This window comes from Sulfurisphaera ohwakuensis, from assembly GCF_009729055.1.
Taxonomy (GTDB): domain Archaea; phylum Thermoproteota; class Thermoprotei_A; order Sulfolobales; family Sulfolobaceae; genus Sulfurisphaera; species Sulfurisphaera ohwakuensis.
Genome location: NZ_CP045484.1, coordinates 1,500,120 through 1,523,094, shown reverse-complemented (window position 1 = coordinate 1,523,094; position 22,975 = coordinate 1,500,120). Strand labels below are relative to the sequence as shown.

Genomic DNA, 22,975 nt, shown 5'->3' with positions numbered 1-22,975 from the left:
ATTCTTAAAATCCTTTTGTTAATAAAAGTCGTACAATTTGTGTTGCAATGGAAAAAAATGTATATACATTTCTATGCAATTTTAAATTCTAGTACGGGTTTTTAAACCCATCATCATTTTTTTCAGCGATCACCTCATCTATCACCGTTCAACTAAATCAGTATAGAGCGCCTCAGGCATCATGATCCTCAATACTAATTTCTCATCACTGTTTAAATTTAAAAAGTAACATACTATTAACATTTTTTATGACTCAAATACTTAAGATCGATCCATTGAACCCGGAAATTGATAAAATAAAAATAGCTGCTGATGTTATAAGGAATGGTGGAACAGTAGCTTTTCCTACAGAAACTGTTTACGGTTTAGGTGCTAATGCTTTTGATGGAAATGCGTGTTTAAAAATATTTCAAGCTAAAAACAGACCAGTTGATAACCCACTAATTGTCCACATTGCAGATTTTAACCAGCTGTTTGAAGTTGCTAAAGATATACCAGATAAAGTATTGGAGATAGCACAAATTGTTTGGCCAGGCCCTCTTACATTTGTTCTAAAAAAGACTGAGAGAATTCCTAAAGAAGTTACTGCTGGCTTGGATACCGTTGCCGTTAGGATGCCAGCTCATCCAATAGCATTACAATTAATACGTGAGAGCGGGGTTCCAATAGCTGCACCTAGTGCTAATTTGGCTACTAGACCAAGTCCTACAAAGGCTGAAGATGTAATAACAGATTTGAATGGAAGAGTAGATGTAATTATCGATGGTGGACATACGTTCTTTGGTGTTGAAAGTACAATAATTAACGTAACAGTTGAACCACCGGTACTTCTTAGACCTGGGCCTTTTACGGTTGAGGAACTAAAGAAACTCTTTGGTGATATAATTATTCCAGAATTTGCTCAAGGAAAGAAAGAAGCTGAAATAGCCTTAGCACCTGGAATGAAATATAAACATTATGCACCTAATACAAGATTACTATTGGTAGAAAATAGGAATATATTCAAGGACGTAGTGTCCTTATTGAGTAAGAAGTATAAGGTTGCACTTCTTATACCTAAAGAACTAAGTAAAGAGTTTGAAGGTTTACAACAAATAATTCTTGGCAGTGATGAAAATTTATATGAAGTAGCAAGAAATTTATTTGATTCTTTCAGAGAGCTAGATAAACTAAACGTCGACATAGGTATAATGGTAGGTTTTCCAGAAAGAGGAATAGGATTTGCTATCATGAATAGGGCAAGAAAAGCATCAGGTTTTTCAATTATCAAAAATATTAGTGATGTGTATAAGTATGTTAGTATTTAAGTTTCCTAGTGTAACTTCAACTCAGGATTTGGCTGAAGCAATATATCAAATTATAAACGCAGATGAGTTTGTAATTGTTGCTGAAGAGCAAACTAAGGCAAGGGGAAGATATAGAAGAGAATGGTATTCTCCTAAAGGTGGTTTATGGTTTACTTATGTCATAAAAAATTACAATGCTGAGAGGATTCCTTTTTTAACTTTTAGATCTTCCTTAGCTGTTAGAAAAGTGTTATCAACTTTTCTTGATGTAAAGATAAGGTGGCCTAATGATATTGTCTACAGAAAAAGAAAGATTGCTGGAATTCTTATTGAGGGAATTAACGAAGGAATGAACAGTACAGTTTTCATAGGTATAGGAATTGATACGAATGTAAAGAGTTTACCAGAAGAATTACATGCCACTTCTCTATATTTAGAACTAAAGAGAGAAGTGGATAATGACAAAATACTTAGTGAAATTATTAATGAAATAAAAAATTATGAAAAAATTAGTGATAAAGAAGTCATAGATGAAATTAATAAATATTTGTCTATTAAGGATAAGAAAGTAAAGTTAGTGAGTAAAAATGAAGAAAAAAGTTGTTTAGCATTATTTGTTGATTATTATGGAAGACTTGTAACAGAATGCGGAATATTTGAAGTAGAAGACATTTTAAGAGTAATAGAGGAATAAAAAGAAGAGTTTTTACTTTACGACTAATACGGGTATCTTAGCCTCTTGAACTAGTTTTGTAGACACACTACCTAAAATTATTCTCTTAAATGTCGAAAGTCCCCTACTTCCAGTAACTATTAAATCAACACCGTTTTTCCCAGCATATTCTAAAATTGCTGTTGCTGGATCACCTTCAAGAACTACACCCTCAACGTCTTTAATACCCTGATTCTGTGCTTTTGCTTTAGCGTTGTCAATATCGCTTTTTGCTTTATTGTAAACTTGTTGAATTACCTCACCTGGAATAGGTGCTACACCCATGCCTAATAATGCTGCTGTATCTACAACTTCCACAATATCTAATTTTGCTTCATATCTTTTAGCTAAATCTATCCCAATATCTAATGCTCTGGCCGCATGATCCGAGCCATCATAAGCTACGAGGATCTTTTTGAACATATTCATCACTTTTCTTATGGAATAGATAGAATTTAAATATTTCATACGATGGTAACGTTTTTCACTCTGAGTGCTGAAGTACTCAAATTACCATAAATTATCTTATCTCCTACACTACTTTCAATACCTTTAATAAAATCCTTTAGATTTCCAGATAAAGTTAATTCCTTGTACGCTACGCCTTCTTTTTCGTTCCATGCTATAGGAATCACTACTGAGAACTCTCCAGTATCAAAATTACTGGTATGAACTCCTTGTACTTGATCTATAAATATTCCTTCGTTATCTGAACTGCTTTTTACATTTATATCTAATATTGTGGGTGAAATATAAGGGAGAACTGAGTAGTTCCTAGTAGCTGAATGCGTATTTTCTCTATTGGTCTTTAAACTCCAATAGGTATTTGATAAGAATTGATTAATTTTCCCATCCTTTATCAAGTAATTTATCTTGGATGGTAATCCCTCTGCATCAAAAGATCTACTATAAGGAGCATTAAGTATTAGAGGATTATCGCTTATTTCTAGTTTCTCGTTTATTATTTCTCCTTCTTTTAATGGCGATTTTCCTCTGTAATAATTCTCTAAAGAGATAGCGTGAGAAAATAACGGAGAGAACAACTCTGAAAGAGCTTTAGGAGTAAAAATTCCCTCTGACACAGGTTTTTCTAACTTTACTCTCCTCTTGCTAAATATTTCTTTCATTTTCAAAATCCTATCCTTAATACTATCTAAGTTAATATCTAAGGATCTACTCGTTACATGTTCGTATATTTCTGGGCTTATTTCCGTATCATTTTTTACATTAAAACTTAAACTTATTGAGGAAAGACTTCTCTCTTCCTCTACATCGATTCCTTCTGAACTAACAATCTTAACTTTCAAGTTCATAATATCATAATACTCAGCTACAACATTAACATGTTCTCTTATCTCATTACCAAAGGATAAGTAATCACTAATCCTAGTTTGTGCATTTGCTATATCAAACATTTTCAGGTTTAATTTACTGATCTTTTCTGGAGATGGTAAAACATTAAATTTATCTTCTTTAGATGCATGAAGGCCATCAATTGCTAAATCTAAAAGGTTATCAAGTCTATTACCGTATGCAAAGCCTAACTTGCCATCTTTTATTATTCTAATACCATATCCTCTATCTAAGATACTCATATTCTGATACTGTCTTTCTCTTTTAATTTGAACGGCTCTAAGTTCCGCCATAAAGACCTCAGTTGAATAGCCTAGTTCCTTTCCTTTTTGGATAATAGTGTACACATCAGTCAATTATACCACCAACCTTCATATTTTCAACTAAAACGTATGATCCGCCTACACCTACTGGAACACTTTGACCTTCTTTTCCACAATAGCCAGGAGAAACATTAAACTCTTTAGATATAGCCTTAATGTCTCTTAACGTTTCAATTGTATACCCAGAAATTCCGACATTTCTTAAAGGTTCTTTAACTTCTCCATTTTCTATCTTATATGCTTCTTGTATTCCAAACTGGAAAGTACCATCTGGACTGGTTTGACCACCACGGGGAGAAACCAATAATATCCCTTGTTTAACCTCTTTAATCATCTCGTCATAAGAATAAGAACCGGGAGATATGTAAGTATTTCTCATTCTTATTATAATAGGATTTCTAAAGTCCTCTGCCCTTGCATTACCAGTAGGTTTCTGACCAAGATATGAGGAGTAAAATCTATCAGTAAGGAATTCGTTTACCACTCCATTTTTTATGATATAAACATCTCTTCCTTCTATTCCATCATCATCATAAATGGTAACTCCTATACCCATAGGATAATCCACTACTGGAGAATCTATTATATTTACAGATTCTGGAGCTATTTGCTTTCCTCTTAATTCATAAAGAATACCATTTATAGCTAAATCAGCTTCAGCTAAATGACCTATAGCCTCATGAGCGAAAACTCCAACAACTTCTGGTGCTAATACAACAGGATATTTATCAGCTTTTGGTGGCTTACCTTTAAGTTGTCCTTCTATCCTTATTTTTAATGTTTGCAAAATATCATTAATATCAAATACTTCTAGTGGATAACCTTGGAAAGTAGATTTTGAAACATAGGCTGATGCCACAACGTCATTTTCTCTAGCTACTGCTACAATAGAAAATCCACTTATTACATATTTTTGCTTAATCTCTCTATCTTCAGTGCTATAGTATTCTTTTTCATAGTGTGATTCATAATATCGTATATTTACACTTTTTATCCTATCAGATAGAGAAAATACGCTTTCTCTTATTTTTCTTAAGTCTTTGAATTTTTCCTCAATTGACCTATTAAAATCATATTTTATTTTTATATCAACAATATCCTTTTTTGGTGGCATGTAAATGATATTTGTTTTTTCATCTCCATAACTTACGTTAATTGCATCTTTAACGTCATCATAACCTACTTCTCCAGTACTAGATTTATATCCCCAATTACTTCTATAAAGCACTCTCAATGAGAACCCTTGGTCAATTCCATTAGTGGTTATTAACTCCCTATCTTCAGTTACAGTCAAAGAAAGTTCTTTAATTTTCATTATTCTTAAATCAGCAAATGTAGCCCCTAATTCCTCAGCCTTTTTTAATAAATCCATATATTTTACTTTTCCAAGAGGTTTATATAAATGAGCGAAAAAATCAGTATATCAATACCTAGGGAATTATATGAAAGATTAGAAAGATATTTAAAAGAGAAACAAATAGTAGATAGAAGCAAAATTTTCCAGATCGCTATACGAAATTTCCTTGATGAAAATGAGGGTAGTGACACATTTGTTTATGGTATAATAAACTTGGTTTACGACGAAAATGCTTCTGAAGTTACTAAATTCCAACATGAGCATGAAGATAAGATAATCTCTGTCATGCATATTCATGTGGGAAATGAATGCATAGAAGCATTAGCAGTGAAAGGAAAGAAAAGAGATTTAGTGGAATTGACAGCAAAACTATCTCAGCTTAAGGGTGTAAAAAAAGTAAGGTTTATTGTTTCGACACCAGAAACTTAATATATGATTGTTAAAGTATGCGAAGACGCTAAAAAGCTGGGAATTTTTATTGGTTTCACTGAAGTTCACTCCGTTACTGTAGAAAAGAATAGTAAACTCATCGAAATGGAATTAGAAAAAATTGAAGAGAAGTATAAAGGAGAAAATCCTGAAACCTTAAAGGATAATCCAGTAGTTAGAGCTTATAGAGATTTTTATTGGAAAATAGGGATTGACCCAACAAAAATAAGACCTAGTGGAGAAGCATTAAGAAGAAGAGTATCAAGAAACGGAAGATTACCAAGAATAAATAACGTAGTAGATTCTGGAAATATCTCAAGTACAGAAACTTTAGTACCAATAGGATTGTATGATATGGATAAAATAGTAGGAAATCCGAGGATCATACTTAGTAAAGGAGATGAATTATTTTATGGAATTGGAAAGAAAGAACCAGAAAAAGTTAGTCCAGGAATACCAATTATGATTGACGAAAGCGGAAAAGTTATGCATATTTATCCTCATAGAGACTCATTACTTACAAGCATTACATTTGAAACTAAAAATGTTTTAATTGTTTCAGCTGGAGTACCGGGAGTTGAAAAAGATTTAGTATTTTACGCTGCTAAACTTACAGCAGAGTTATTAGTTAAATATGCTAATGGAAAATGGAATGGAATGGTGAATTTAGGTTGAAATTATTACTCTTTGGTTACGGAAATGTAGGAAAAGCATTTAGAAAACTACTTCATGAAAAAAGATCTCCAGAGTTAAATGACATAATAATTGGAGGAATAGTTACTAGAAGAGGAATAATGTTACAAGATAAAGAAGACTTTACACCAGATCTCGAAGGAGACGTATTTAAAGCTTTTGAAAAAATTAAACCAGATGTAATAGTTGATGTTTCATCTGCAAATTATAACAATGGAGAACCTTCGCTTTCTCTATATAAGGAAGCAATAAAAGATGGTATAAATATAATAACTACAAATAAAGCTCCTTTAGCTTTAGCCTTTAATGAGATATTTTCTTTAGCTAGATCAAAAGGTGTAAAAATTGGTTTTCAAGGAACTGTAATGAGCGGAACACCATCAATTAATCTATACAGAGTTTTACCAGGAAGTAGAGTGATAAAGATTAGGGGGATTCTAAATGGGACAACAAACTTCATATTGACCCTCATGAATAAAGGAGTAAGTTTCGAAGAGGCATTGAAAGAGGCTCAAAGAAGAGGATATGCTGAAGAAGACCCTACATTAGACATTAACGGTTTTGATGCGGCAGCAAAAATAACTATTTTAGCCAACTTTATGATAGGAAAGAGTGTAACGATTAAAGATGTAAAGTTTGAAGGCATAAATCGAGATTTACCAAAAAATGAAAAAATAAAGTTAATCGCCTATGCTGATGAAAAAGAAGTATGGGTAAAGCCTCTTCCTATTTCTCAAGATGATCCTCTATATAATGTTGACGGTGTTGAAAACGCGCTTGATATTACCACAGATATTCAAAGTATTTTAATAAGAGGACCTGGTGCTGGACCAGTAAATGCTGCCTATGGAGCTTTATCTGATTTAATTCTTCTAAAGAGAAATTGCTTATGATTTTTCTCTATTTGTAATTATTTAAGAGAATATTTAAATATGAAAATTACGAGAATATACGTGAGACTTATGGCAATAAGTCTATCTAGGAAGTTAATTGACTATATTAAGCTTTCAAAACCTCGAGTTATTAGCCTCTTAGATCTCGCTGCTATTGCAGGATTTGTACTTGGTTTACCTAAAGCTATTAATATTACTTCTATCATAGTGAGTTTTCTTGCCGTAATTATAGGAGGTAGTCTTGCATCTGGTGGAGGAATGATAATTAATGGAGGTCTTGAGATAGAAAAAGATAAGAAAATGAAGAGAACTTCTTGGAGACCAACAGTAAAAGGAGAAGTAGGAAGAAAAGAGGCTTATGCAATAGGTTCAATATTTATAGTTGTTGGTACACTTATTGGTTTTCTTGCAAATCCTCTCACAGCCCTATTTATCGCTTTAGGAGCTTTTATATATGTAGTTATTTATTCAATTTGGCTAAAACCAAGAACTTGGTGGAATATTGTAATTGGTGGTTTTGCTGGAAGTGCGGCAGCATGGGCTGGTTTTGCAGCAAGTAGTGGTTCTTTCACATTATTGTCGTTTTTATTAGGCTTTTTAATCTTTATGTGGACCCCAGGACACTTTTGGTCTTTAGCGTTAAGGTTCAGAGATGATTATAAAAATGCTGAAATTCCTATGTTACCAGTATTGACAGATGAGAGAACTTCTGCTAAAGCTATTGCTATATCAAATGCATTAATGGTACCATTTGCTTTACTAATAGGGTTATATGCTGGTTTAATATATTTGATTGTAAGTACAATAGTGTCCGCATTTCTACTATATGTATCAGTTAAACTTTATCTTAATCCTACAGCAGATGAAGCTTGGGAATCATTTAAATTATCCTCGCCTTATCTTGCAATAATCTTACTAACGTTAATTATAGTAAAACTTATTTAATACTTAAAGTTTTATTATTTTGTAATATTTGTTCAAAAACAAGATTAATATGGCATTGTGACTTTTAAATCAGCTTTATCATTGTTCGATATTATTATTTCAACCACTGTATCTCCACATCTTTTCCTTAATATTATTGAGTTCTCTCTTGGAATTACTTTTAAATTTCCACAATTATCTAAATTTCTTAATTTAAATAAGTAAGGGGGCTTTATTTTCTTCAATGCTTTTTCAAAAACATATTCAAATAAAGCGGAAGGGTTATCAAATGATAGTCTCTTCATAGGCACTTCAAATTTAATTTCTAAGTAGTATTCATTAACTTCTATTTTTATATTCTCATATTTTTTATAATTTAAATATGAAATAAGAAGCGGAGCAGCTATTACAATAGCTAAAATTTCGAAAAGAAATTGTTTAAAATAATAAAACGCAACTAGAATGGAAGATAAAGAGGAGAGACCCCACACTAGGGGTAAATATCTTAAAGTCTCTGAGAAATCTCGTAAATAATCTGATAATAAATATGAAGAAATAGAACTACCTCCTATTGGAATAATAGCAATAGCGGAATATAATAGTGGTATAATGTCTTTTTTCATAATTATCTTTACTGATCAAGATCTTAAAAGCCTTTTTCAAAGACTTTTAGCTTAAGCATGTTTATTTTTAAGCTTAATCTCTATGAAGATCTTATGGAAACAATTGTTGTAAAAAAAGAGACCCCAATAGGGTGGATTTATTTAAATAGGCCAGATAGATTAAATGCTATAAATCAACAAATGATAAAAGAACTGAGACAAGGAATAGACGAAATGTTATACGACTCTGACATTAAAGTAATTATAATTACTGGAAACGGAAAAGCTTTTTCAGCTGGTGCTGATATTTCTCAATTTAAAGAGTTAAATGGCTATACTGCTTGGCAATTTGCTAAGAGTGGGAGAGAACTTATGGATTATATAGAAAATATTAATAAACCTACAATAGCAATGATAAACGGTTATGCTTTGGGAGGAGGACTAGAATTAGCAATGGCTTGTGATATACGAATTGCTGCTGAAGAAACACAATTAGGCTTACCAGAAATTAACTTAGGAATTTATCCGGGTTTTGGAGGAACACAAAGATTAGTTAGGCTAATAGGAAAAGGAAAAGCATTAGAACTAATGTTAACTGGAGATAGAATTTCAGCTAAGGAGGCTGAAAAAATTGGTTTAGTTAACAAAGTAGTCCCATTAAGTAACCTAGAACAAGAAACTAGGAATTTTGCACTTAAGTTAGCTGAAAAACCACCAATCTCTATTGCATTAATAAAACTCCTTGTTAATCAAGGAATAGATTTACCAATTTTAGCCGGTTTAAATATGGAAAGCTTAGGATGGGGTGTTGTTTTTAGTACTGAAGATGAGAAAGAAGGTGTAAGTGCTTTCCTAGAGAAAAGAAAGGCTCAGTTTAAGGGTAAATAGTATCTCTTCTTTTTTATTAAATATATACTGATTCAAACCTATCTTCAAATGCATGCTTTGAAAGTTTACCAACTATTGGTAACTTATAACCACAGTATTTACACCTCATATCTTCTGTTAGATTCCACTCAAGGATTCTAAATCCTTCTCTTCTTATAACCATTCTACCACAATTAGGACAGTATGTATTCTCATAAGGATGTCCGGGGACATTACCTATGTAAACGTAGTTGAAACCCATCTCCTTAGCTACTTTATAATGTTCTTCAAGAGTTTTTACTGGAGTCCAAGGAAGATAACCCAGCTTATAATCTGGATGAAATCTCAGAAAATGAATAGGAACATCGGGTCCTAGAATATCATATAATTGCTTAAGCAGTTTTTTAGCAGCTTCTAAGCTATCACCAATTTGAGGAATTATTAAATCTGTAATTTCTACATGAATGCCTTCGTCCTTAAGCCCTTTTATAGTCTCAATAATTGGTTCTGGACCAGAAGCCCCAGTGTATCTTCTCATAAATTTTGGCTCACCATTTCCTTTAAAATCAACAGTCGCAGCATCTAGAAAGTCCTTAACATAATCTACCAATTCTGGAGTCCAGTATCCATTAGTAACCATAGTATTAAATAAGCCTTTCTTCCTGGCTATAACTCCAGTATCATGAGCAAATTCTGCAAATATTGCTGGTTCGTTATAAGTATAAGTCATACCTTCGGCATCATAAGCTATCGCCATTTCTACCAATTCTTCTGGAGTAACTTCAGTACCTTCAGCTCTTCTTCTTTGACTTATATCAAAGTTTTGACAGTACATACACATCCAATTACAGCCAAATGTGGAAAAGGAGAATACTTTAGAACCAGGATAGAAATGTACCAAAGGTTTTTTCTCTATTGGATCTACATGTGCCGCAGCAACTTTGCCGTAAACATCCAAATAAAGTTTACCATTATGAACGGATCTAACACCACAAAATCCAACTTGGCCTTCGCCAATTAGGCACCTTCGTGCACAGGCTAAACATCTAATTTTATTTCCTTCTACTTTATATAATACAGCTTCTTTTCCCATATGAAATACTCTGAATGCAAAAATAAAAACTATGAACAAAATGAAACATATATTTCATCTTCATCACATACGTTAAGTTTATCGCTTTTGTATTTATTAACAATCTTTTCTTTTAACTCCTTCCATGAATATTCATCTAAATCTTTAACATAAATCAAGTAAACAGGATTAGTATAGTCATTATTATAAACATCAACAATTACTGTAGGGTATGAGGTTTTTTCATCAATTTCAACTTCTCTATAGTAAACATCAACAACGTTAACATCTTTTAGATTCATGAATATTTCGTCGAGCACTTTCCAAATCTCATCTAAACTTATTGGTTGTTGTATTTCATAGTCAACTTCTTTTCCTTCTTCATAAAATTTCCTAAACATAATTCAGTTAGGATAATTTGAGTTTCTGGACTTAAAATTTTTATTTATTTAAATTTACGGAAAGGCACCTTGTTAATTTGCAATCATTTTTTATCTCTTCCTACAATGTTTATGTAATGAAAAGGGTAATCTACTTCTATCCTAAAGATTGTTGTGACTACACAATTAAAAATAAATTACGACAAATGGGTATTAATGTTATTGATGTAAGAATTTGCAAATATGTGGAGATCGATTTTTATGAGGATGAAAGAATAATTTCTATATTAGGTAAACCATTATTTACAAGTGAGAAATTACCATTCGAGAAATTATTTTTTAATGGTAGATTTTGGGAATCGCATGAAATACTAGAGGAAAAATGGAGAGTTGAGAAAGATGAGAAAAAGAAAAAATATTTGCAAGCTCTTATTCTTATTTCGGCTTCAATGATAAAATATTGTAAAGGACAAAAAGAGATTTCTGATTCGCTTTTAGATAGGGCTTTATCTCTTATATCCGAACTTCCTGAGGAGCTCCTTCCTTTCTTTTATATCAGCTTCTGTCTCGATACCTAGAGGCGTATAACCGTCAACTACTCCTATTACTCCCCTACCTTGATCAGTCTCTGCAATGAGAACTTGTAATGGATTCGCTGTAGCAGCAAATATTCTCACAACTTCTTCTACATTCTTTATTCTATTTAAGACATTTATCGGGAATCCATTCTTGATATAAATTACAAAAGTATGTCCAGCACCAATTTTTAATGCTGTTTGTTGGGCTAACTTGATTAGTTCTTCGTCATTTCCATCCCATCTTATTAATCTTTTACCGCTAGCTTCACAGAACGCTATACCAAATTTTAGATGAGGACTTGAGGAAGCTAATGTTTCATACAAATCTTCTACTGTTTTTATAAAATGGGATTGCCCAATAATAACATTAGTTCCTTCTGGTATTTCAACCCTTATTACATCAATTTTTACACTCATACTATATACTTAGAAAAACAAGGTAAAAACTTTTCAGACGAGGACCACTTCATCATTTTTCAGATGTACTCCCATTTACATCATGTGGATTTTAGGTATGCATAATTTAATGTTACTTCATAATTGGAGTCTAAGTTTATATTATACTTTATATGAAACACTGTAAAAAACAATGTGTAATTACCTGGTGGTAAATAGAAAGTCACTACGCCATTGCTGTCTGTTAGTGATTGATTATAATACTTACCATTATAATAAATCCAAACATCAGCTGAGCCTAGAGGATGTATACCTCCAAATGGTCCGTAATTTACTAAAATTTTGACAACAAGTTTGTATTCCCCATTTACCGGACTTCCTCCTAAATTTTTCACGTCTATCGTAGTTTTATATGAACTAAATGCATAAACACCAAGAGCTGTTATTATTATAACTACTATTGCCAAAGCAAGGTATATGTTTTTATTCATCGACATTTTTTAAATAAACCTAATATATAAGTTCAATCTAAAGTATTACTGTGTCACAGAAACTTTTAGACGCATTTAAGATTGTTGTAAAAAGTGATAAATCCAGTATTCGTAGATATCTTGTTTTAGGTGCATTTGATGGTTTACTTGTATCTCTAAGTATAATTGTTTCATCAGCATTAGCTAAAACACCTATTCCTAAGCTAATTCCGTTAACCTTATCTGGTATTGTAGGAGTTTCTCTTTCCTCAATGTGGAATACAATAGTAGTAGAGCTTAAGGAAAAAGAGGAAGAATTAAAAGAACTTGAAAAACAAATGATGAGATCTCTAAAAGGAACAGTTTATGATTATAGTTACAAAATAAGTGTTATTCTATCAACTATCGCTCATACACTCTCTCCATTCATAGGATTAATACCACTACTAATATATATTTTATTGAAAAATGTCACTTTGACTATCATATTATCAGCTGGATCACTTTCAATTTTAGGAGTTTTTTACGAAGGAGAAATAAAAGAAAAAGTATTTACAATAATTCTTATGGTAGTAGCTGGTATAATAGCATCTTTATTCTCAATCCTTATAACCACCACCCTGTAGTACTCCAACAACCATATCTTTCATAAAGTTTGATACATGACTGCTTATCCCCTTTTTCACATTTCTCGCACATTTCACCGTAACTTTTTACTGTTTCTTCATCGCAAATTATTCTACCACATATTTCCACACATTTTTTTCCTTCAAATATCACATAACATTTCATTCTAACCACAACCCTTTTAAATTACTTATATAATTTATACATATGTCTAAAACTCTCCAACGGATTGATAAACAATCTGAAATAATAAAGGAGAAAGCTAAAGAAATAATAAAGGAAATTGAAAATGAAACTGAGGATCTTAAAATAGTTGCCTTTATGGAACATACTACACCACCACCACAAGTAAGCCCTAAAGTAATAAAGTTTAATAAAATTTTGGAATTATTGAGGTTATTAGCTATAGATAATCCTATCGAAAAAGGAGTGGCAAAAGTTATGTTATACTCACCTAGTACTGGAAGATCTAGAGGATTAACACCTACTATGATGCCAGGCTTTCAATATCTATCCCCAAATGCTAAAACTAAACCTCATTCACATAACATGGCCTCAATATACCTAGTAGTTAAAGGAAAAGGCTATTCAGTAATTGGGGGTAAGAAGTTAGATTGGGAAGAAGGAGACGTATTTGTAGTTCCAGCAAATATGGTTCACTATCACGTTAATGTTTCAAAAACAGAAGAGGCAATACTATTTGACGTTACAGATTCTGGGTTATTAGAAAATTTAGGAATCTTAGAATTTAAAGAAGAAGAGGAATAAAATATTAAATCTTTCCTCTTAATAATTTTATTAAAGATATTAATTTTTCGTCTCTCCATCTAGATAGTTCTTGAAATGTTTTGCTCTTTACAAATTCGTATTCTTTCATTTGTTGCACGGATTTTACAACACCGGTATATGGGAATTTATCGTACTTAGCTAATGTATGCATCCATTCATTAGCTCCGTATCCAAACCCTCTACTGAAGAAATACTCTAATCCTCCTTCTCCTCCTCCTAAATGATAGGTTAGGAATGGACCCATGAATGCCCATCTTAAGCCAATAGCAGCAGTCATAACTTTATCTATATCCTCAACTGTTGCAATACCTTCATCAACTAAATATACTGCTTCTCTAAATAATGCAAAAGCTAACCTATTTCCAATAAATCCCGGTATTTCTTTCTTTAAAACTACTACAACTCTTTCTAGTTTGTTTTCCATAAAATCTTTAGTAGCATAAATTGTATCTTGAGATGTCTTTTCACCAGGAACAATTTCCACTAAGGGTAAAAGATGTGGTGGATTCCATGGATGTGCAATAATTCCTCTTTCTGGGTATTTAGTCATTGCTTTTTGTATTTCTGTCATTAATAACCCAGAAGTACTACTTGCTAATATTACATCTTTGTCAAGCTTTTCATCAAGTTGTTTAAATAACGCTTTTTTAGCTCCATACTCTTCAACTATAGCCTCCAATACAAAATCTGTATTACTGATAGCCTCATCAAGCTTAGTAGTAGGATGGATTCTCTGCATATAGTAATCTGGCTCCTTATCGATAAGCTTATACTCATATAAAACATTGAGATATCCTTTAATTTTCGCTAGCCCTTTATCTAATGTCTCTTTCTTTTCTGTATAAAACCAATTTTCATATCCTTTTAGAGCTAATAGAGTACTCCAACCAGCACCAATTACTCCAGCACCAATTACGGATACCGTCTTTATTTGTCTCATAAGATTTAAAAAGTATAAGTAGTATAAGTAGTTTTCTTTCAGCTAATGAGAATCTCTATATCAATGAATAGTTTTAATTAGTTAACTCGAATTCTATCCTATGCTTACTGAGGAAATCAAAGAGTACATAGATAAGATAACTCCTAAATTACAAGAAAGATTCGATAAAAGAGAAAAAGTCTTACTTATTGCAAGAGAAGTAATTAGATATTCTGGAGAAACGATATCTTTATCTCATAGATTAAAAAAGAAAGAAGCAGAAGAAAAATATAGGGTTGCATTACAAAAATTAGAAGAATTAAAGAAAATAATAGATGAATACCCAGAGTTATTGTACGGTGATGTTGGTACAGCTTACCAAGAAATTTCTGAAGCTAGTATAGTCTATTCAATGTACTTCGGAGAGAAACTAAAGACTGCAGAAGATTTAGGAATTCCAGAGATTTATTATATTCTTGGTATTGCAGATGCTATTGGGGAAATGAGAAGAAGAGTGTTAGAGTTACTTAGAAAAGACGATAAGATTGAAGCCGAGAATACTTATAAGATGATGGAAGAGTTATATGAAATATTGTGGACTTTAGAGTACCCAAAGGCTGTAGTTCCAGGATTAAGACAAAAAATTGACAATCTCAGAAGACTTTTAGAAGAAACAAATCATGATTTATTCTTAGCTCATTTAGAGTAGTTTTCTTTTATATATTCAACTAGCTTTTGTGCAACATTTATATTAGTTGCTACCATGAACCCCTTGAACTCTGGTACATCATTTAATTCGTTAACTACATAACCTTTATTTGGATGCTCTAGTATATCTATCGAAACAAATTCTCCGTGAACAATACTTACAGCTTTTACTACAGTTTCCTTTAATTTCTCATCAACTTCAATGTTTGAAGGAGTTCCACCTAAAGCTACATTAGCCCTCCATTCATTTGGTGGAATATTTCTAGCATAACAACCTAATAGCTCTTCTCCTATTGCTATACATCTTATATCTCTACCTTTATATTGAATGTATTCTTGAACTATATGAGCTTTTAAAGCAGAATTACCCATCAACTCTCTATGTTCAATTATTGTTTTACCTTCAAATACATCCCTAATTAAAGAGACTAGTCTGCCCCAGCTTCCTATTGGTGGTTTATCTATTAATGGAAATCCCCTTTGCTCATAAGCTTTTAATGCTGCTTCTGCAGAAAGAGCAATTATTGAATCTGGAATTGGAATTCCCTCCCTATACAATTTAGAGTACGTTAAAATCTTATCTCCACACACATTTATTACATCACTTGAGTTTATGGTATGAACTCCAGCAGCTTCAAGCACAGCTGAAGAATATAATGCTCTATACATACTAACTGGTCTTATTATCGCTACATCGTATCTACCTAGTGCTTTATTAAATGGTAGAGGTTCTTGTGCAACATTTATTATATCATATTGAACCTTATTTTCCTCTAGTGCTTTTGCTATTAATTTCTCTTCTTGTCTTACAATATCAACTATTAAGGCCACTCTCATATTCCTGCACCATATTCACTTATTTCGTAATATGTAACATTTGGATGAGAAAAAGCTCTTGTAACTTCAGCTCCTAATCTACCATTTAATATTATGGGTATATTATAATCCACGGCAATACGCCTCACCTCATAATCTATATGCTTAAGATATCCATCAGTTACAACAATTTCAACTTTTCTGTTCTTAATAAGTTCTATTATATCATTAATGTTTTTCTCTTCAATTCCTATGCTAGCTTCTGATAAAGTATAAACAGTCATTCCATAATCAATTAAATTCTTAGCTGTAATTTTTAAGTATTCAACATTTGTAGTACCATATACAAGAGCAATTCCTTCTTTATTAGGTATTTTATTTGGACTAGACGATAACCAGCTTTTTAATAATGCGTCGTAAAAATCAGTACCTAAAGAGGCTGCTTCACCCGTACTCTTCATTTCTGGTCCTAAAAATGGATAAGCACCTTTTAACTGAGCCCATGAAAATTGTGGAGATTTTACTCCCCATGATTTTGGTTTTAACTCAATGAACTCATCAACGCCAAAACCATTTAATATTCCATCAAGTGCTAACGAAATTATGTTTTTACTAACCACTTTGCTACTAAATGGCATAGATCTACTAGCTCTCAAATTAAGCTCTATAATATATGGTTCATTATTCTTTATTACAAACTGCACATTAAAAGGGCCTTTAATTTCTAATTCTCTAACTATCATATGTACATTTTCTTTCATTTTATTAACTACATTACCTGATAGTTTCCTATAAGGAATCGACATTGTAGCATCTCCACTATGTACACCGGCCTCTTCGACATGTTCAATTACTACCCCATATACTCCTTTACCATCTCCAGCGGCATCAATTTCAGCCTCTATAGCATCGTTTAAGTATTTTGATATAACAACTGGGTGTTCTGGTGATACTTCTGTAGCTCTTTTCAAATATTCCATTAACTCAAGATCGTTATTTACTATTTTCATAGCTGCACCACTTAGTACATAACTTGGTCTTATTAGGACCGGATATCCCACTCTACTGATAAATTCTTTTACTTCTTCTAATGATCTTGCAGAAATCCATTCGGGTTGTTTGATTCCTAGTTTATCAAGCAATTTAGAGAACTTCTCTCTATCTTCAGCTGTATCTACACTTCTACCAGAAGTTCCTAACAATCTTATTCCTTCTTCTTCTAATTTTTTAGATATATTATTTCCTATTTGACCTCCAGTAAATGTAGCTACATAAGTGAATTTCTCTTTCCTAATCAAATCTAATACTCTTTCAACTGAAATTTCATCAAAATAGAGTTTTCTCGCTATATCCCAATCCGTTGAGACAGTTTCTGGATTATAGTTAAGTATAGCTACATCATTAAAGTACTTTAATGAACTATCTAATAGTGACACTACACTCCAGTCAAACTCTACTGAAACACCTATTCTAAATCCACCAGCCCCTATAATTAATAACTTATTTCCAGATTCTGAAAATTCAATATCATCTTCTGTGCCATTATATGTTAAATAGAGATAATTAGTAACAGCTGGCCATTCTCCAGCTAAAGTATCTATTTGCTTTACTTTAGGTTCAATATTCCATTTTTCTCTTAGTTTTCTAATATCATTTTCCTTCACTCCTAATGCTTTTGCCAACTGAAGATCACTAAACCCTAATTTCTTAGCCTTAAGTAAAGTATCCTTATCAATGTTTCTTTGCTTTCTTAGCATCTCATAAAACTCTACTAATGCTTTTATCTTATTAAGGAAGAATTTATTAATTCCAGTGACTTCATAAACCTCATCAATAGTTGCACCTTCTTTAAATGCTTTAGCAGCATAAAGGAACCAATAAGGCCTTCTCGTTTTAAGATTTTTAAGAGCGTCTTCTTTTGTCATTTTGGAGAAATATATCTTTCCTCCTACAACTCCTGGCTCGCCAATATCTAACATTCTCACAGCTTTTTGCAACGACTCCTCAAATGATCTGCCAATACTCATTACTTCTCCAACGCTTTTCATTTCTGAAGCTAAGCTAACCTCCACATTTTCAAATTTATCTAAATCCCATCTAGGAATCTTTATTACAACGTAATCTAAACTGGGCTCAAAGCAAGCACAAGTGCTTCCAGATACCTTATTCAAAACTTCATATAAACTATAACCTAATGCTAACTTTGCTGATACGTAGGCTAATGGGTAACCAGTAGCTTTACTTGCTAACGCACTAGATCTTGACATTCTAGGATTTGTCTCGATTACGTAATAATTATAACCTTTTGGATCTAATGCAAATTGTACATTACATTCTCCCACTAGATCAATAGATTTTGCAACATCCATAGACATAAATCTCATATCTTGAAATTCTTTATTATCTAATGTTTGACAAGGTGAAATTACAGTAGATTCACCAGTGTGAACACCCATAGGATCAAGATTTTCAATACATGCAATTACTGCTGAATTTCCGTATTTATCTCTCATTACCTCGTATTCTAATTCTATCCAATGATGTAAATATTTCTCTATTAGAACTTCATGAATATAACTTTGACTCAAAGCCCTTCCAATATCTCTCTTTAACTCTTCTTCATTCCAAGCTACAATAGAACCTCTACCACCAAGATTAAAACTGACTCTAACCATTACTGGATAACCAATTTGCCTTGCCTTTTCTAATGCCTCTTCCTCGCTTCTAGCTGAAAGACTTGGAGGTACTGGTAAACCCACATTAATCATTGTCTCTCTGAATTTCTCTCTACTTAATGCTCTCTCAATTCCTTCTATAGGAGTACCTAAAACTTTAACACCGTACTTGTGAAGTATTCCCTTATTGTATAAGTCTACACCTACGTTCAGTGCTGTCTGACCGCCGAATCCTACCATAATTCCGTCTGGTCTTTCTCTCTCAATTACTTTTTCAACAGCCCACCAAGTTACTGGTATCATATAAAGTTTATCAGCGAATTTTCTACTAGTCTGCACAGTTGCTACGTTAGAGTTTACTAATATTGTTTCTATTCCCTCTTCTTTTAATGCCTTTAATGCTTGACTTCCAGAGTAATCAAACTCTGCTGCTTCAGCTATTTTAATTGGTCCAGACCCAATAACTAATACTTTTCTTACACTCTCACGCATTACGACTCACCATCTTTTTAAATTTATCAAATACCCAAGTTACATCCCAAGGACCGGGTCTAGCTTCAGGATGAAACTGAGTAGTAATAATTGGTAACTTTTCATGAATCCAACCTTCAATTGTTCCGTCATCTGGGTTAATAAACCACAACTTACTATTTGGTGGTAGATCTTCTTTTGAAAGAATACCATAACCATGATTATGCGTTGTAATATAACATTTATTTGATGATATATCAATAACTGGTTTGTTTATTGCTCTATGTCCAAATTTCATTTTATTTACCTTTCCACCCATTGCTAAAGTTGCTACTTGATGACCTAAGCAAATTCCTAGAATTGGGATTTTATATTCTGTTAATTCTTTAAAATTCTCTATAACTTCTTGCAATAAGTTTGGATTACCAGGCCCATTACCAAAAACTACACCTTTAGGATAATAATCCATTATTTTACTTGCATTAAACTTACAAGGTACTCTTACAATTGTGAATCCTCTTTGATGAAGTTGATATAGTATACCATGCTTTACTCCACAATCTACTACTACTATTGTTTCACCAGTATTACCTAAATGAACTATGGGAGCTTTTGGTGATGTAAACTGTGTAAAATCAATCTCATCATACTTCTTTTCTAGGAACTTTTTTGGATCTTCTATCTCATAACCAGATGCTATTACACCCATCATGACTCCTCTACTTCTTACTTTTTTAACGATACTTCTAGTATCAACGTCTGAAAGTCCTGGAACCCCCTCGCTTAGTAACCATTCATGAAGGCTTTTAGACGAATTCCATTTAAAGGGATCTGTTTCCTCAGCTACTACAAGACCCTCAACTTGTATTTGCTCTGACTCAAAGTTAGTTAATATTCCTTCTACTCTTTGCTTTTCTGGGACTCCGTAATTTCCTACCAGTGGATGTGTTATCACAAGGATTTGCCCTCTATATGAAGGATCAGTTAAGCTCTCTGGATAGCCATTCATTGATGTAGTGAAAACTACTTCTCCAGCTCTAATTCCTTTAGCTCCAAAACCGCAACCTTCAATTAATGTTCCATCTTCTAGGTATAAATACCCCTTATATCCTCTCTTACAATATAAGGTCATCTTCGATCACCTTTAATTCATTCATTTTTCCGATTATTTTTTCTTCATATTTTTTCAATTTATTCTCTTCTTCTACTATTCTATTTTCTTTAATTTTTATCTCTTCCTTTATTAACTCGGGATTAGGAGAGCCCATAACAGCCTTCTTATATATAGAAGTTTTTGGAGAAATTTCGGATATAAAAGTGCCCGCTCTAATTTTGTTAGCTACCTCCATATAAGCTTTTCTGTACGGTATTCCGGTAATAGCTAAGTCTTCTGCAACATCAGTAGCTGTAGTCTTGTCATCTAATTGAAAGTTTAGAACTTCGATACCTTCTAGTATTGAATTTATTACTTCTATTGAAGAAATAACAATTTTAACGCAATCCCAATAATGCTTATTCATTTCTTGTAAATCCAAATTATAACCAGAGGGTAAACCTTTGTAAATGTTAAAAAGAGAAGAGAGATCGCCAAAGCATTCTCCAGCCTTACTTCTTAGAATCTCTAACGTGACTGCATTTCTTTTTTGTGGCATTAAACTACTGGTACTTACGTGAGAGTCAGGTAATTTTACTATATTAATAAACATGGAGGAAAGAAGAATTAAATCTTCTGCTATTCTGCTAAAAAATAACATTAGCAATGACAAATTTGATACTGCATTAATCAGATCTAATCTTGATGAAGTAGCAGATATTGTGTTATATATAATGTCATCAAATCCTAGCAATTCAGCTTCTCTTTTTCTATCTAATTTAACGTTAGTCCCTACAATAGCCCCGCTTCCTAATGGAGATCTATTTACTAAAAGTAAAGAGGAATAAATATAATTCCAGATTGTATCTAATTCGTCTTCAATATATAAGAAATAATGAGCTAACGTTGATGGTTGAGCTGGTTGAAAGTGAGTATAAGTAGGAAATAAAATTTCTGTAGATGTCTTACTCTTTTCAATGAGGGTTTTTCTTAAAGATATAATATCGTATAAAATTTCAACAAGATATTTTCTCATCTTAAGTCTTAGTGCTGTAGCAACGTGATCATTTCTACTCCTTCCAAATCCTACCCATCCGCCTTCTTCACCAACTGTCTTTATTATATGATCTTCTAAAGCCTCATGAATATCTTCATATCCTTCTTTCAATTCATGAAAAGAGTTTATTGCTAACAAAATTCTCTTAGCAGTATCTTTTGCTATATAACCAGATAGATAAAGTTCTATAACATGAGCTTTCATCACAACTTTTACTTCTTCTACTATTTCCTTGTCACTATCTATGGAGGAAGTATAAGTAGACACAAAATCTTTTTCTGTGCCCCATCTTCTGTATAATACCACTACTCTCTCACCTGTCTTGTCAGCAGTGAATGCATACCGTATATCTCAATAAATCCTCTTGCCATTTCATCAGTCGGATACCATCCTTTATTATAACTAGCAACTTTTTCAGAAAATGGGGAGTACTTTGAAGCTCTACCTAATATTCTCATTCCATTACCTTCTATTTCTACTTTTACCTCACCAGTAACCCATTTATTTAAATTATCACCGGCCAATTGTATAGTCTCTCTTAAAGGTTCAAACCAAAGCCCTTGATAAACTAAATCAGTCCATTGTGAGTCTATATATTTCTTAAATCTAAACTCTAATGGAGAATAAACAGTCTTTTCTAAGTCTTTATGTGAATTTATCAAAACTAACGCTGCAGGAACTTCATAAACTTCTCTAGATTTAAAACCTACAACTCTATTTTCTAAATGTTCTACTCTTCCAAAACCATAAGAACCTACTACCTCATTTAACACTTGAATAATTTTAACTAAATCCATTTTTTCATTATTTATAGCAACTGGAATACCTTTTTCAAATTCAATGGAGAGAATAATTTTACCATTATTTTTCTTTTTGGTCCATTCAAAAGCATCTTCTGGGACTTCTTTTGACGGATCAGAAATATCATCACCTTCAATACTTCTACCCCATAAGTTCTCGTCAATACTATATTTACTGCTTTCAGTTTTGATAGGAATCCCTCTGGCTTTTGCAAACTCTATTTCTTTCTCTCTTGTCATATTCCATATTCTGGCTGGAGCTATGATTTTAGCCTCTGGATATAATGCTTTAACTGCTAAGTCGAATCTTACTTGATCATTTCCTTTAGATGTTGAACCGTGAGCAATATAGTCTGCTTTCTCTTTTTTTGCTATTTCAACAACTTTTTGTGCTATTAATGGTCTTGCTAAGGCTGTTGATAATGGATAAACATCCTCATATAATGCGTTCATTTTGATTGCGTAAGAAATGAAATTATCAACAAATTCCTTTTTTGCATCTATAGTATAATGCTTTGTTGCTCCTGCTATATATGCTCTTTTTTCTATGTCTTCAAAGTTATCTTTTTGCCCTACATCTACTGTGACTGTGATAACATCAGCATTAAAGGTTTCCTTTAGCCATCTTATCGCTACTGTAGTATCTAATCCACCAGAGTATGCAAGAACTATTTTCATATCGGCT

25 protein-coding genes are annotated in these 22,975 nt (G+C 32.5%); 11 read left to right on the top strand and 14 right to left on the bottom strand.

Annotated features, from left to right (window positions below; translation table 11 throughout):
* Window positions 1-248 precede the first annotated feature (248 nt).
* The gene (locus D1869_RS08530; RefSeq protein ID WP_156014723.1) at window positions 249-1,307 is read left to right on the top strand and encodes an L-threonylcarbamoyladenylate synthase; all 1,059 of its coding nucleotides are present in this window, start codon (window positions 249-251) and stop codon (window positions 1,305-1,307) included.
* Window positions 1,294-1,980, top strand: a complete 687-nt coding sequence (locus tag D1869_RS08525) for a biotin--[acetyl-CoA-carboxylase] ligase (protein WP_156014722.1) — start codon at window positions 1,294-1,296, stop codon at window positions 1,978-1,980. The genes D1869_RS08530 and D1869_RS08525 overlap by 14 nt, the downstream gene beginning before the upstream one ends.
* Before the next feature lie 12 nt (window positions 1,981-1,992).
* Here the strand turns inward: D1869_RS08525 and D1869_RS08520 are convergent, their stop codons facing one another.
* From D1869_RS08520 to tldD, 3 genes are read right to left on the bottom strand one after another with little or no spacing between them, the layout of a single operon-like run.
* Window positions 1,993-2,421, bottom strand: coding sequence for a universal stress protein (locus D1869_RS08520; protein ID WP_184650917.1), 429 nt, complete (start codon window positions 2,419-2,421; stop codon window positions 1,993-1,995).
* Between the two features lie 41 nt (window positions 2,422-2,462).
* A complete protein-coding gene (locus D1869_RS08515; RefSeq protein ID WP_231113807.1) occupies window positions 2,463-3,698 on the bottom strand; it encodes a TldD/PmbA family protein in 1,236 nt (411 codons plus the stop codon).
* A 1-nt stretch (window position 3,699) separates the two neighbouring features.
* Window positions 3,700-5,046, bottom strand: a complete 1,347-nt coding sequence (gene tldD, locus D1869_RS08510; protein WP_156014720.1) for a zinc metalloprotease TldD — start codon at window positions 5,044-5,046, stop codon at window positions 3,700-3,702.
* Window positions 5,047-5,076: 30 nt separating this feature from the next.
* Between tldD and D1869_RS08505 the strand changes: the two genes are divergently transcribed.
* From D1869_RS08505 to cyoE, 4 genes are all read left to right on the top strand, one after another.
* A complete protein-coding gene (locus tag D1869_RS08505; protein ID WP_156014719.1) occupies window positions 5,077-5,460 on the top strand; it encodes a CopG family ribbon-helix-helix protein in 384 nt (127 codons plus the stop codon).
* A gap of 3 nt (window positions 5,461-5,463) precedes the next feature.
* Window positions 5,464-6,135, top strand: coding sequence for a B3/B4 domain-containing protein (locus D1869_RS08500; RefSeq protein WP_156014718.1), 672 nt, complete (start codon window positions 5,464-5,466; stop codon window positions 6,133-6,135).
* On the top strand, window positions 6,132-7,046 hold the full coding sequence (locus D1869_RS08495; RefSeq protein ID WP_156014717.1) for a homoserine dehydrogenase: 915 nt from the start codon (window positions 6,132-6,134) through the stop codon (window positions 7,044-7,046). Before D1869_RS08500 ends, D1869_RS08495 begins: the two co-directional genes overlap by 4 nt.
* Window positions 7,047-7,115: 69 nt before the next feature.
* On the top strand, window positions 7,116-7,991 hold the full coding sequence (cyoE, locus tag D1869_RS08490; RefSeq protein ID WP_052846973.1) for a heme o synthase: 876 nt from the start codon (window positions 7,116-7,118) through the stop codon (window positions 7,989-7,991).
* Between the two features lie 44 nt (window positions 7,992-8,035).
* Here cyoE and D1869_RS08485 read toward each other — a convergent pair whose 3' ends face one another.
* Window positions 8,036-8,593 carry a hypothetical protein gene (locus D1869_RS08485; RefSeq protein ID WP_156014716.1) on the bottom strand — a complete coding sequence of 186 codons (558 nt, stop codon included), beginning with the start codon at window positions 8,591-8,593 and terminating at the stop codon, window positions 8,036-8,038.
* Window positions 8,594-8,686: 93 nt separating this feature from the next.
* Between D1869_RS08485 and D1869_RS08480 the strand changes: the two genes are divergently transcribed.
* A complete protein-coding gene (locus D1869_RS08480) occupies window positions 8,687-9,460 on the top strand; it encodes an enoyl-CoA hydratase/isomerase family protein (RefSeq protein ID WP_156014715.1) in 774 nt (257 codons plus the stop codon).
* A 16-nt stretch (window positions 9,461-9,476) separates the two neighbouring features.
* Here the strand turns inward: D1869_RS08480 and amrS are convergent, their stop codons facing one another.
* Complete coding sequence (gene amrS, locus D1869_RS08475) at window positions 9,477-10,532, bottom strand: AmmeMemoRadiSam system radical SAM enzyme (RefSeq protein WP_156014714.1); 1,056 nt, start codon at window positions 10,530-10,532, stop codon at window positions 9,477-9,479.
* A gap of 29 nt (window positions 10,533-10,561) precedes the next feature.
* Window positions 10,562-10,912: a hypothetical protein gene (locus D1869_RS08470; protein ID WP_156014713.1), complete on the bottom strand. Its 351-nt coding sequence runs from the start codon at window positions 10,910-10,912 to the stop codon at window positions 10,562-10,564.
* 116 nt (window positions 10,913-11,028) lie between these two features.
* On the opposite strand from D1869_RS08470, the gene D1869_RS08465 reads away from it, so the two are divergent.
* A complete protein-coding gene (locus tag D1869_RS08465) occupies window positions 11,029-11,469 on the top strand; it encodes a DUF309 domain-containing protein (RefSeq protein ID WP_184650918.1) in 441 nt (146 codons plus the stop codon).
* Here the strand turns inward: D1869_RS08465 and D1869_RS08460 are convergent.
* Both D1869_RS08460 and D1869_RS08455 read right to left on the bottom strand, forming a co-directional pair.
* On the bottom strand, window positions 11,398-11,886 hold the full coding sequence (locus D1869_RS08460) for an adenosine-specific kinase (RefSeq protein ID WP_156014712.1): 489 nt from the start codon (window positions 11,884-11,886) through the stop codon (window positions 11,398-11,400). The two genes, D1869_RS08465 and D1869_RS08460, sit on opposite strands and share 72 nt — an antisense overlap.
* 80 nt (window positions 11,887-11,966) lie before the next feature.
* Window positions 11,967-12,356, bottom strand: coding sequence for a hypothetical protein (locus D1869_RS08455; protein ID WP_156014711.1), 390 nt, complete (start codon window positions 12,354-12,356; stop codon window positions 11,967-11,969).
* A 50-nt stretch (window positions 12,357-12,406) separates the two neighbouring features.
* On the opposite strand from D1869_RS08455, the gene D1869_RS08450 reads away from it, so the two are divergent.
* Window positions 12,407-12,961 (top strand): hypothetical protein, encoded by a 555-nt coding sequence (locus tag D1869_RS08450; protein WP_156014710.1) that lies wholly within the window; start codon window positions 12,407-12,409, stop codon window positions 12,959-12,961.
* 208 nt (window positions 12,962-13,169) lie between these two features.
* Complete coding sequence (locus D1869_RS08445; RefSeq protein WP_156014709.1) at window positions 13,170-13,730, top strand: cupin domain-containing protein; 561 nt, start codon at window positions 13,170-13,172, stop codon at window positions 13,728-13,730.
* Window positions 13,731-13,734: 4 nt separating this feature from the next.
* On the opposite strand, the gene D1869_RS08440 is transcribed toward D1869_RS08445, so the two are convergent.
* Window positions 13,735-14,691, bottom strand: a complete 957-nt coding sequence (locus D1869_RS08440; RefSeq protein WP_156014708.1) for a 3-hydroxyacyl-CoA dehydrogenase family protein — start codon at window positions 14,689-14,691, stop codon at window positions 13,735-13,737.
* 100 nt (window positions 14,692-14,791) lie between these two features.
* Here D1869_RS08440 and D1869_RS08435 point away from each other — a divergent pair, with 100 nt between their 5' ends.
* Window positions 14,792-15,379 carry a translin family protein gene (locus tag D1869_RS08435; RefSeq protein ID WP_156014707.1) on the top strand — a complete coding sequence of 196 codons (588 nt, stop codon included), beginning with the start codon at window positions 14,792-14,794 and terminating at the stop codon, window positions 15,377-15,379.
* Here D1869_RS08435 and lysX read toward each other — a convergent pair.
* The 5 genes from lysX to D1869_RS08410 are packed head-to-tail and all read right to left on the bottom strand — an operon-like array spanning window position 15,367 to window position 22,968.
* Window positions 15,367-16,215 carry a lysine biosynthesis protein LysX gene (gene lysX, locus D1869_RS08430; protein WP_156014706.1) on the bottom strand — a complete coding sequence of 283 codons (849 nt, stop codon included), beginning with the start codon at window positions 16,213-16,215 and terminating at the stop codon, window positions 15,367-15,369. The genes D1869_RS08435 and lysX overlap by 13 nt on opposite strands.
* Complete coding sequence (carB, locus tag D1869_RS08425) at window positions 16,212-19,361, bottom strand: carbamoyl-phosphate synthase (glutamine-hydrolyzing) large subunit (protein ID WP_156014705.1); 3,150 nt, start codon at window positions 19,359-19,361, stop codon at window positions 16,212-16,214. The genes lysX and carB overlap by 4 nt, the downstream gene beginning before the upstream one ends.
* The gene (carA, locus tag D1869_RS08420; protein ID WP_156014704.1) at window positions 19,354-20,472 is read right to left on the bottom strand and encodes a glutamine-hydrolyzing carbamoyl-phosphate synthase small subunit; all 1,119 of its coding nucleotides are present in this window, start codon (window positions 20,470-20,472) and stop codon (window positions 19,354-19,356) included. The genes carB and carA overlap by 8 nt, the downstream gene beginning before the upstream one ends.
* Window positions 20,456-21,796: an argininosuccinate lyase gene (argH, locus tag D1869_RS08415; protein WP_156014703.1), complete on the bottom strand. Its 1,341-nt coding sequence runs from the start codon at window positions 21,794-21,796 to the stop codon at window positions 20,456-20,458. The genes carA and argH overlap by 17 nt, the downstream gene beginning before the upstream one ends.
* The gene (locus D1869_RS08410) at window positions 21,796-22,968 is read right to left on the bottom strand and encodes an argininosuccinate synthase (RefSeq protein WP_156014702.1); all 1,173 of its coding nucleotides are present in this window, start codon (window positions 22,966-22,968) and stop codon (window positions 21,796-21,798) included. The genes argH and D1869_RS08410 overlap by 1 nt, the downstream gene beginning before the upstream one ends.
* Window positions 22,969-22,975 lie beyond the last annotated feature (7 nt).